Raw genomic sequence first — 11,191 nt, 5'->3', positions numbered from 1 at the left:
CTAGATTCAATAATATTACTTTGTAAAGATTTCCACTTTAAAACAGCCAATTAATTGTTATCAAAAGCTGAGGCTATCGCCCACGTAGACGCGGAGCGGCGTGCCGGAGGCAAACTTAAACATTAAAGGGCTAGCAAAGACCCGTTTAAGTAAATCAATTAACGATGGGATTTGGGGGTCAATTCCTGTCTATTCTTGCTGTCAAAGCCGTTAGCGCAGCTCCGCACCCAGGAGGCAAATGCTGGAGGTGAAAACCATAGCAGTGAACCCCAAAAATACTAGCCAAGATTGCTCAAATTGTGGGAAAAAAGTCTCTAAAGAATTAAACTATACGAACTCATTCTTGCCCGCACTGCGGCATAGTAATAGACCGCGACTTGTTTGCGTTTGCGCAGCATCCCGTAGGGAAGCATGACCTAGGAAATGCGGCGATAAATATCAAAAATAGGGCGGTAGGGCCCAGACGTCCTTGAAGCACGCGCTTGCCCGACGGGATACCGGGGCTACGAAACGAGAAGCCCACACTATAGCGTTAGCTTAGTGTGGGAGATGTCACATATATTATCTGTTTCATATTCCTTAGCTCGACAAAATGTTAAATTAATTCTGCATTAAGTACTTAATTGCAAACTCTCAGGAGATGAAAATTATGGAAAGTAGATTATTGGTGACCGGGGGTGCTGGATTTATTGGTTCTAATTTTGTCCACTATTGGCGTGAAACCTATCCTAACGATCAAGTAGTTGTATTGGATGCTCTGACTTACGCTGGTAATAAGGAGACTTTAGCTGATTTACTAGAGTTGCCAAATTTCCGTTTTGTCCAGGGAGATATTTGCGATCGCTCATTAGTAGATAGGTTACTCCAGGAAGAGGATATAGATACAGTAGCCCACTTTGCCGCAGAATCTCATGTGGACCGCTCTATTCTTGGTCCAGCAGCTTTTGTGCAAACTAATGTTGTGGGTACTTTTACCTTGTTAGAGGCGTTCAGAAGTCATTATCCCACTGTTGCCCAAAATTCAGACCGGAGGTGTATATTTCTCCATGTTTCGACTGATGAAGTCTACGGTAGTTTAAGCTCAGAAGATTCTGCCTTTACAGAAACCACACCTTATGCGCCAAATAGTCCCTATTCTGCATCGAAAGCAGGAAGTGACCATCTGGCTAGAGCTTATTATCATACTTACAATATCCCAACAGTTATTACTAATTGTTCTAATAACTACGGACCGTATCATTTTCCTGAGAAGTTAATTCCTCTGATGTGCATCAATATGTTATTAGGAAAACAATTACCAGTTTATGGTGATGGGCAAAATATTAGAGATTGGTTGTATGTGATAGATCATTGTCGGGCATTAGATACGGTAATTCACAAAGGTAAACCAGGAGAAACTTATAATATTGGTGGAAATAATGAGGTAAAAAATATTGATTTGGTGCGAATATTGTGTCAAATTATGGATAAATTAGCAACTGATTTACCAGTACAACCTTGTGAAAAGTTAATTACTTTTGTTAAGGATAGACCAGGCCATGATAGACGTTATGCTATTGATGCGACAAAGATTAAAACTGAGTTAGGTTGGCAGCCTTCAGTAACTGTTGAAGAGGGGTTACGTCATACTGTAGATTGGTTTTTGAATAACCGAAATTGGTGGGAGCCATTATTATCTGAAGAATATCAAGCTTATTATCAAAAAGTTTATTTCAACAATTAATAATTAATAATTAATAATTAATAATTACCTCTCCTTGAAAACGGATAGAATTGACGAACAGGAAAATTTTTCTTTATTATCCCCTTAAAAGGGGAGGCTTTAAACCACAATTTTTCAGTAAGTCCTTAAATTGGTTATTGGTAATTGGCAATAGTTTTTTTGATGATTAGCTACTAGCTTTTCTCTTTTCTGCAAGTTGTCTTTTCTAGCCACTATCCCAATCATCAATTAGTTAGTCGTAGAGTTTTAAAGGTTACTATTTTTAGAGTAAAAGGTAGAAGGAAAAATCTGGCATTGTCTGAATTTTTAGCTTTTGATATATCCTCATCTTTACAATGTTTCCCGCTATAGCATCTTGCCCGCAACGGGTTTACCTCACTAAAATGGAATCTGCTGTATTATTTAAACCGTACCTTAACATCCTAAAAATTGCTGTTAAGACTACCTCAAAAATAACCGAAGCAGAAATTTTGGAGTATTAAGTATTAGATTTTTTGTACAGTACAACAAGAGGAAAAATGAAAAAATTTGCTCTAATCACAACATTATTAATAACTTCAAGCTTAATAACTTATCCCACAGAAGTTTTATCTCAAAATGCGCCTACTTATGTACCTGGATATTGGCAACCAGAAGCTCAAGCAGCAGATTCAAAAAAACCAATTATACTAAAGATTTTAAATCAGACTGGAAAAGCTCTCAACTATAACTTAATTCCAGAAGTAGAAAGAATTTTGCCCGCAGGAAGAAGTAAAAATATCAGAGTTGACTTGCAAAGTATACCTGACGGTTATGGCACAGTAAACATATATAATGACAGTTTGCTTACTTATGAATATAGTGCAGAGGGTAATATAGTTACAGTTAGAGTTAAACCAGGTTCAGAAGCAACTGACCATAAATCAGTTTATATTTCTCCTACTGGTAGAGTGTATTCTTTTTAACTACTAACTTTGAACGGTCGGCCAAGTTGAAACAAGAAAAACTATCACAGTAGCGATCGCTAAAATTCCTTGAATTATATTTCCCACAACTGTGCCGACCACTATACCTATTCCAGCTTTTACAGATAATTTAGCCCTCTGAGCAAACTCTAAATCTTGCCGATACAAAAATTCTCCAACAACTGCTCCGAAAAAAGGTCCAATCAACATCCCTAATAAAGGTCCGCCAAATGGTAACGCTGGTAATAGACCAAAAAAACCCAATGCCAGACCAATGAAACAACCTATTTGTCCCCATTTACTAGCACCAGACTGTTTTGCTCCCCAATAAGTCGCGAGAAAATCTATCAAAGTACTTAATAGTAAAACTAGGATAGCTATTCCCAGAGCAAAACCAATTCCACTAAAACCATGAATTAAACCCCAGACTAAAATTGCTGCCAAAATTAAACTAGAACCTGGTAAACCTGGAATTACAGCACCAGCAACACCAACTAACATAACTATTAAAAGAAGCCAATAAATAATCACCATATTAAAATAAAAAACAAATTATAATATACCAATTTTGGCAAAACTGAATTGCTTAGAGAATGAGCATTCTATTATTTCAGGTAAAATACTCCATACAAAAAATGTTATCATAGAAAAAATATATCTAAATAGGGTTTGCTGAATAAATCTCAAAAAATTGATATATAAAGGTTTTAGCCTTTTTATGTCTGAAATACCTTGGTTTTCAGCTGTTCATCGTCAAAAAGGAGCGCATTTTGGGCGCATAGTTGGGCAGAAAAATCTTGGGACGATTATTCTGACTAACTCCTCTATAATTCCCATTCCTTCTGAATTGCAGGATTGCTGGATTCTGACTCCTATCCTTACCACTCATACTTTTTCAGCAAGCCCTAAATAATAATAGGGTTCAAACGATAAAACTTTGACTTTTTAGCAGATAAGGAAAACCAAATTATGACAAAAATACTTACAATGTCTAGCCTCTATGCTAAAGTTTCAAAACTTGGATTTAATGAGGGCTAAATCAGAGAAAATTGTCTATCCAGTTGGTGGAGTGACGAACTTAATAATAAGCCATTTGCCATTTTAGAAGGTGCAGGTTATATCGCAGTTCGCCTCAACCTTGACTTAGCATCTACAAAAATGATGTATTTTCAACTTCATGGTTTGTTACTTTCAAAAGTATAATATTTAGACATATAAACGAGATACTATTGTACCTCGTCTTTTTTTTTAAATTAGGACAAAAAAATCGATAGTATAGATGCAGCTTCTGACTTTTTAAAACTTCTAAAAATTTTAAAAATAAGTGTAAACCCATTAGATGAAGTAGTTGATTTTGTAATAGATGAAACTACAGGCAATATTATTGATGAATCTATAAAAGATGCGAAGGATTCAGGAGAATATAGTAGAGAAAATCTTTTAAGACATATAAAAATTTTCAAACGGAATGATATAACATCTAATTCCTGATTGCTATAAAACAATTCAAATACTTTACAAGCATCAAAAAATCCACCAACCATAATGAAATATCCCTCATTTTTTTGATAAAGAATCTGTCAATTTATCTGCTATTCCTGAAATCCAATTTTCATCTTGTTTGGTATAACTGCGAGGTGCATTTGCACCTAAAATCATTACACCATTCTTACCAATAGGTTGACAAATGACACCTTGAGTATTTTCTGGTAAATAATTAAATTCAATACGACCTGGATAAACTTTTAAATCTACTAAATAAATAGGTTTTTGTTTATTTAAAACTTGCTTTAAAATAGCTCCCGGTTCTACTTCTGAGTGAGATGGTAAAATTCCTCTTCTTAATAAGACTTTGTTTTGATACCAAATAATAATAGTTTTAGTAACTGTATTAGTTAATAATAAACTAGAAGCCCAGGCAAGTTCATTTTTTGCTATGTCAGATAATTCTGGCAATAGTTCAAATCCTGATTCACCAATTAATTCAACAGTATCAGGAGAACGTGGTTGTATCTGTTGCCAAAGTAAACCAGTCAAAATCAAAAAAGCACTTAAAATTACCCCCACTACATCAGAACGAGCTTGGGAAGCTAAAAGATTAGGGGTAAAAAATCGATTAACCATGAGTAAAGTTCCACCTAATCCTCCTACTATTATAGGTAACATTCGTAAGATTTTGTTCGGGTCTGATTGAGTCATATTTTCACTTATTAGTTATCAGTACCTCTGAGCTAAGTTACTGATAGAATTATCCAAAAATCAAAAATAAAATCAATTATCCTACAAAAATCATCAATTATTTCTCCCTACTCCCTACTCTCTACTCCCTAGTGCAGGATGGCAGAAATAACTAACCAGTTACAAAATCCTAAAAGCCTTACCAATCAATACTTTTAACTTTTAACTTTTAACTTTTAACTTTTGACTTTTGACTTCCGCGTAGCGGAACTACTCCCTATATTTCAACCAACTTCACCAGGCTCAATAATACGTTGAAATAAATAACCAGTACCCCGAGCAGTTAAAATCAATTCTGGATTACTTGGGTCATCTTCTAACTTAGCCCTCAGTCTAGAAATATGAACATCCACTACCCGCGTATCTACATGGCGTTCTGGAGTATAACCCCAAACTTCCTGCAAAATCTCAGACCGAGAAAAAGGTTCTCCAGAACGACTTACCAACAACTCCAACAAACTAAACTCCATACCAGTAAGTCTAATTCGTTCATCCCCTTTGTAAACTTGACGCTTATTCGTATCAATTCTAATACTGCTGACCTGAATAACACCAGAACTAGGAATGCCAGAAGTCCCATTCTTATCAACTCGACGTAATACAGAACGAATTCTTGCTTCTAATTCTTTTGGAGAAAAAGGCTTAACAACATAGTCATCAGCACCTAACTCTAAACCTGTAATTCGATCTGCAACATCTCCCAAAGCAGTTAGCATAATTATGGGAATATCAGATTCTTTCCGCAACTCCTGACATACACCATAACCATCTAATTTTGGCATCATCACATCTAATACCACCAGATCGGGTTCCGTATTGTGAAAAGTTACTAAAGCTTCCTCTCCATCAGCAGCGGTGACAACATCATAGCCAATCATCGACAGCCGAGTTTCTAAAATACGACGGATACTTGCCTCATCATCAACAACCAATATTTTTTCTTTATGATTTTCCACTTTTCCTAACACTCCTTCATTTATATTTATATGTATATATTAATTTTTTTAACTCTATCATCAAAATAACAACAGAAACTACAAAAGAACTAGCGGGACGTTAAAAGCCCCTACTCTTAAGCTATCCCTTATAAGGCACTCCTGAAAACCTTGTGGGAAGCAGGGGAGCAGGGGACCCACCCCTCCCCCTCCCAGGAGGGGAAAAAGGAGAAAGGAGAAAGAATCATAGTAGATAGGAAAAACTACTTAAGTTATCAAAAAAAATGTACTTTGTTAATACACTTTTTCTCTGACAAAAATCTTTTAAAGACTTGAACATAACTTGTCTATTTTGTCAATTTTTATGTTAAGAAAGATGTTTATAAAGCATAGACTCTTAAGAGAGGGGATGAAAACGAACACTGAGGGATAAATCCCGCAGTCTCTACCTAATCTTAACATTACAAATACACAATCAGGAGATAATTCATAATATTAAGGAGGTGATTTATTTGTATGGTTGTCAGCAAAATCTCATCAAGCCTAATCAAGACTTAAAATCAATTCTTGAGTTTATTTGTTCTGGGCCCAACAAGCTAACCAATTGTGGTATTTATTATGGTCGTCAATTGTTTTTCAAATCCCAGAAAATAATTGGTAAGTATGACCTAGAAAAAGAGTACAAATCAAATAAACATGTGTCAGCTTTGTATTCGCAGGCAGCGCAGCAAATATTAATATCTGTTGCTTAATCTTTTAAGTCATTTAAAGAGTTAAATAAAAAATACAAAAAAGGCAATCTATATTTTCAACCAAGGATTTCTAGCTATGTTCAACAATTAATAATTATTAATTATTACCTCTCAAAAGAAAACGGAATTGATTGACTAATAATGAAAAATTTTTCTCTCTTGGTCGATTGGATATGGCGCAGGTTTCCTCACCATCCCATAAAAAAGGTGGTTTAGCAATGGTGACTCCCAAGCAAGCTTTAAGACTTGTTGAGGATAATATAAGAATTCCTCTGGGAAAAACTGTAAAACGATGGTTTAAATTAGATAGTTTTTTAATACCGATGCTATCTAATATACAGTTTTCAGATATCAAAGAACTGCGAATACTACCTCGTAATCGATTTTTTTATGTAGAGTTTGTTTATCAAAAAGAGAGGGAAACGAGTTAAACGTGGGATGTACCAAACAGGTAAAGGTTTTGTTAGTTAATGCTGATTTAAATGGTGCAGCGAATATACTTGCCTTCGGCACGCTTCGCGAACGCAAAGTAGAGACACAATTAGGTCTAAGCCAAGTCTTGGTCTGTAGGCGAGTTTTGACCCTCGCGCTCCTGATTTTATATCTGGGAAACCAAAACTAAAAAAGCTACGAGGTGTGGCTTTAGCCCCTAATCGTAGCAACAGTTAAGAATCCCCGCGCTTTTAAGCTATGCTTTATAAACATCTTTCTTAACATAAAACGTAGACATTATAGACAAGTTATGTTCAAGTCTTTAAAAGGTTTTTGTCAGAGAAAAAGTGTATTAACAAAGTACATTTTTTTTGATAACTTAAGTAGTTTTTCCTATATACTATGATTCTTTCTCCTTTCTCCCCTGCTCCCTACTCCCCTGCTCCCTACTCCCCTGCTCCCCTGCTTCCCACAAGGTTTTCAGGAGTTCCTTATCAGGGATAGCTTTTAAGCCGGGGAGAGGTCAACATTATGTATTACTCCTAGCTTAGGATTAGTAAAACTTTAGGCTTTTTTATATTTGCAACTGAATATTAAATTATTTTAAGAGATGCCAAAACAGAAAATAAAGTATGTTTGTGGAGAATGTGGGTATGAGTCTACTCAATTTTTGGGCAGATGTCCTAGCTGTAATACTTGGAATTCTCTAACAGAGGAGATAGAAGAAAAAACTGTAACGACTTTACAAAGATTGGGACTTACTGATATTGGCATTGGCAGTCAAACATCTGAATCAGATAAGTCTTCTGGTCAACCAAGGGCATCTTTTCTATTATCCCAGATTTCTGACCAAAGTTTATCCAGAATGCCTTCTGGGTTTGAAGAGTTAGACCGAGTGCTTGGTGGTGGAATTGTTCCTGGTTCCTTGGTTTTGATTGGTGGAGAACCTGGTATTGGTAAATCTACTCTTTTATTACAGGTGGCTAATCAGTTGTCTAGTAGATGTCGAGTTTTATATGTGTCGGCAGAAGAGTCTGGACAACAGGTTAAATTACGTTCGCAACGTTTAATTGTTAATCTCAATGAAGTAGAAGTAGAGGAAGAGGATAAGGATAATGTTTCAAATGTTGAGATGGATGAAGATTTATCCTCAAATGAAAATAAGGATATTGTTTCAAATGTTGAGATGGATGAAGATTTATCCTCAAACGAAGGTCAAGAAAGCAATGACAATTCTGAATCTACAAAAGATTCCACTACAGATTCCCACGAAAATTTATTTTTATTGCCAGAAACAGATTTAGAAGTAATTTTAAGAGAGTTGGAATCTCTCAAACCATATCTTGCTGTAATTGACAGTATTCAGACAATTTATTTTGCTTCCCTGACTTCCGCTCCTGGTTCGGTTGCTCAGGTGAGGGAATGTACTTCGGCTTTGATGCAAGTGGCAAAGCGGGAAAATATTACTTTATTAATAGTCGGTCATGTAACTAAAGATGGTGCTTTGGCAGGTCCCCGTGTTTTAGAACATTTGGTAGATACGGTTCTATATTTTGAGGGCGATCGCTTTGCCTCCCACCGTCTGCTGCGCTCTATGAAAAATCGTTTCGGCGCTACTCACGAAATTGGAGTATTTGAAATGGTGGCGAATGGTTTAAAAGAGATATTGAATCCGTCAGAGTTATTTTTAGGAAGTCGCGATGAATATGCTTCGGGAACTTCCACGGTTGTTTCTATGGAAGGCACTCGCCCAATAGTTGTAGAGATTCAGGCATTGGTTAGCCCAGCGAGTCATGGTGCGCCTCGACGTTCTACTACTGGAATTGATAGTGGTAGGTTGCAACAGATTTTGGCAGTGTTGGAAAAACGGGTCGGCATTCCTTTATCTAAGTTAGATACTTATGTGGCGACGGTGGGTGGGTTGAGTGTAGAAGAGCCTGCCGCAGACCTGGGAGTTGCTATTGCAGTAGTGGCTAGTTTTCGCGACCGAGTAGTTGACCCCAGGATTATTTTGCTGGGAGAGGTTGGTTTAGGTGGCCAGGTGCGACCTGTATCTCAGTTGGAATTAAGGTTGAGAGAGGCTGCGAAGTTAGGTTTTAAGAGGGCAATTATTCCAAAAGGTCAGCAAACGCCGGATTTAGGTATGCGTATTTTGCCTATTGCTAAGGTGATTGATGCGATTATTGCTGCGATTCCAGCGCAACCTCCAACTATGGAGAATTGAGGATGTTGTTGTTAAAATCTACATTTAGCACTACAAGATGTAGTATAAAAATTTAGGAGTCAGAATTCTGAATTCAGGAAAAAATAAGAATGATCATAATTGAGTATTTATGCTTAATATTTTCCCAAAAATTTGACTCTTGAGAAAGGTTAATGAAGATAATTTATACAGTATAAATACCTAAAAAGGCCATGTTTTTTTGTGCTACTTTTAATGTTACAAATTGAAGTGCGGAATGTGGTTTGAAAAATAGACTAGTTTTTTTATCTGAAGCACCCTATTATGTATGATTTTGTAACTTTATGTATTATTTAGTATTATTCTGACATACGCAATAGTTAAGTGCGATTCGTTCCTAGCGCAAAGTCAATCTCCAACACATAAATCCCAATAAGATTTCTGGAGAAAAACCTAAACTTAGGGGATAACGAAAGTTATCTAACTCTTATGTAGATGTAGGTGAAAGCCCTACCCTCTAGGGATGGAGTGACTCCTTACCTGGCCACAGTGAGTAAGACTCGGAATAACGCGCTTACAGGCTGAAGCTGGCAACAGGGCGGACAAGGGAGAAGCAGATATCCCCCGGTTAACAACCAGACCGCTAATAGGGAGATGATATGAGTAAACAAGTCCTACAAAAGTGTCTTACTGCGAATCCATCTATCTGAAAACACAACAAGTGGATTCAATGCCAGGGTAAGAAACCCAATATTCGTTAGATTCTTTAACTAAATCCAACAATCCTGAATAGGCATTAGGCAAATTGGACTGCTCTAAGTTATCAATCAATCTCATAAGGGAACGAATAAAAACGATGTTATGGTCTCAAGTCTTTTGTTCAGGGGTCATATCGGATATGAAAATATCGCCCCCCGAACAATAGGATGTCGAACTTGGGTAAGCTGACGAGAGTGTAATCCCTGACATCGGGTAGGACGTTCCGTAATTGGAACGAGGCAATCAGAGTAAACAATCTAATGGAGATTACAGTTATGGCACGCAATAAATTAAGCAGTGAACTCTGGAAAAACTACGAATGGAAGAAAGCCAGGAAGAGTGTATTCCGACTACAGAAGAGAATTTATATCATGTCCGGTTGAACAGTGATAAATAAATAACTACGGAGGAGTCAGTCCTCAGGAGTCAGGAGTCAGGAGGAAAGAGGGAAGAAAGAAGAAGAACTGGAGTTGAAGGAGAAAGTTTTTTTATCACTAATTATCCGGACATGATATTACAAAGCTATGCTAAGGAAAGATTACAAACAAGTCCGGAACTTACAAAAGCTTTTGCTAAGAAGTCGAGCTAGCAAAATGTTAGCGATTCGTAGAGTGACTCAAGAAAATCAAGGCAAGAAAACAGCAGGGGTAGATGGTCTAGAAAATCTAAACAATTTTCAAAGAATTGCATTACTAATCATGCTCGAAAAATATGGGCACAACTGGAAACATAACAAACTCAGAGAAATCCCAATTCCAAAAAAGGATGGGACAACTAGGATGTTAAAGGTTCCAACCATAGCAGATAGAGCATGGCAGGCATGGTGCAAACTAGCCATCGAACCAGCACATGAGGTCACATTCCACTCCAGAAGCTATGGATTCAGACCAGGAAGAAGCGCACACGATGCACAAAAACTCCTATTTACTAATCTAAGGTCAAATTCCAATGGACATAGAAAACACATCTATGAAATGGATATAGCCAAATGCTTCGATAGGATTGACCACAAGCACCTCATGCAACAAGTCATAGCACCCCAATCAATAAAACAAGGACTATGGGGTTGTTTAAAATCAGGAACATCAATAGGATTCCCAGAACAAGGAGTCCCACAAGGAGGAATTATATCACCTCTGTTAGCCAATATATCACTCAATGGAATCGAATCGCTAGACATAGGGAATAAAAATCCCGCGTATTGCATAAGATATGCCGACGACTTA

10 protein-coding genes are annotated in these 11,191 nt (G+C 36.9%); 7 read left to right on the top strand and 3 right to left on the bottom strand.

Annotation, left to right across the window (positions count from 1 at the left end):
* Positions 1-238: 238 nt before the first annotated feature.
* From F6K54_RS30530 to F6K54_RS30520, 3 genes are all read left to right on the top strand, one after another.
* Positions 239-415, top strand: coding sequence for a zinc ribbon domain-containing protein (locus F6K54_RS30530; protein ID WP_293086270.1), 177 nt, complete (start codon positions 239-241; stop codon positions 413-415).
* A 234-nt stretch (positions 416-649) separates the two neighbouring features.
* Complete coding sequence (rfbB, locus tag F6K54_RS30525; RefSeq protein WP_293086268.1) at positions 650-1,723, top strand: dTDP-glucose 4,6-dehydratase; 1,074 nt, start codon at positions 650-652, stop codon at positions 1,721-1,723.
* 518 nt (positions 1,724-2,241) lie between these two features.
* Positions 2,242-2,667, top strand: coding sequence for a hypothetical protein (locus tag F6K54_RS30520; protein WP_293086267.1), 426 nt, complete (start codon positions 2,242-2,244; stop codon positions 2,665-2,667).
* A 3-nt stretch (positions 2,668-2,670) separates the two neighbouring features.
* Here the strand turns inward: F6K54_RS30520 and F6K54_RS30515 are convergent, their stop codons facing one another.
* The 3 genes from F6K54_RS30515 to rpaB form a co-directional block, all read right to left on the bottom strand.
* Entirely contained in the window at positions 2,671-3,201 is a 531-nt protein-coding gene (locus tag F6K54_RS30515) for a DUF456 domain-containing protein (RefSeq protein WP_293086265.1), read from the bottom strand.
* Positions 3,202-4,224: 1,023 nt separating this feature from the next.
* The gene (locus tag F6K54_RS30510; RefSeq protein WP_293086263.1) at positions 4,225-4,866 is read right to left on the bottom strand and encodes a cofactor assembly of complex C subunit B; all 642 of its coding nucleotides are present in this window, start codon (positions 4,864-4,866) and stop codon (positions 4,225-4,227) included.
* A 263-nt stretch (positions 4,867-5,129) separates the two neighbouring features.
* On the bottom strand, positions 5,130-5,861 hold the full coding sequence (gene rpaB / locus F6K54_RS30505) for a response regulator transcription factor RpaB (RefSeq protein WP_293086261.1): 732 nt from the start codon (positions 5,859-5,861) through the stop codon (positions 5,130-5,132).
* A gap of 491 nt (positions 5,862-6,352) precedes the next feature.
* Between rpaB and F6K54_RS30500 the strand changes: the two genes are divergently transcribed.
* The 4 genes from F6K54_RS30500 to F6K54_RS30485 all read left to right on the top strand — a co-directional run.
* Positions 6,353-6,592 (top strand): hypothetical protein, encoded by a 240-nt coding sequence (locus F6K54_RS30500; RefSeq protein ID WP_293086259.1) that lies wholly within the window; start codon positions 6,353-6,355, stop codon positions 6,590-6,592.
* A 131-nt stretch (positions 6,593-6,723) separates the two neighbouring features.
* The gene (locus F6K54_RS30495; RefSeq protein ID WP_293086257.1) at positions 6,724-7,023 is read left to right on the top strand and encodes a hypothetical protein; all 300 of its coding nucleotides are present in this window, start codon (positions 6,724-6,726) and stop codon (positions 7,021-7,023) included.
* A gap of 611 nt (positions 7,024-7,634) precedes the next feature.
* A complete protein-coding gene (radA, locus tag F6K54_RS30490) occupies positions 7,635-9,248 on the top strand; it encodes a DNA repair protein RadA (RefSeq protein WP_293086255.1) in 1,614 nt (537 codons plus the stop codon).
* 1,241 nt (positions 9,249-10,489) lie between these two features.
* On the top strand, positions 10,490-11,191 hold a 702-nt coding region (locus tag F6K54_RS30485), incomplete at its 3' end, for a reverse transcriptase domain-containing protein (protein ID WP_293086253.1).

The sequence above is a fragment of the Okeania sp. SIO3B5 genome, from assembly GCF_010692555.1.
Taxonomy (GTDB): Bacteria; Cyanobacteriota; Cyanobacteriia; order Cyanobacteriales; family Microcoleaceae; genus Okeania.
Note: the sequence above shows the minus strand (reverse complement) of the source record. Positions and strands in the feature narration are given on the sequence as shown.

Coding starts and splice junctions, on each gene's coding strand:
- F6K54_RS30530 (WP_293086270.1), top strand. CDS start 239: ATGCTGGAGGTGAAAACCATAGCAGTGAACCCCAAAAATACTAGCCAA.
- rfbB (WP_293086268.1), top strand. CDS start 650: ATGGAAAGTAGATTATTGGTGACCGGGGGTGCTGGATTTATTGGTTCT.
- F6K54_RS30520 (WP_293086267.1), top strand. CDS start 2,242: ATGAAAAAATTTGCTCTAATCACAACATTATTAATAACTTCAAGCTTA.
- F6K54_RS30515 (WP_293086265.1), bottom strand. CDS start 3,201: ATGGTGATTATTTATTGGCTTCTTTTAATAGTTATGTTAGTTGGTGTT.
- F6K54_RS30510 (WP_293086263.1), bottom strand. CDS start 4,866: ATGACTCAATCAGACCCGAACAAAATCTTACGAATGTTACCTATAATA.
- radA (WP_293086255.1), top strand. CDS start 7,635: ATGCCAAAACAGAAAATAAAGTATGTTTGTGGAGAATGTGGGTATGAG.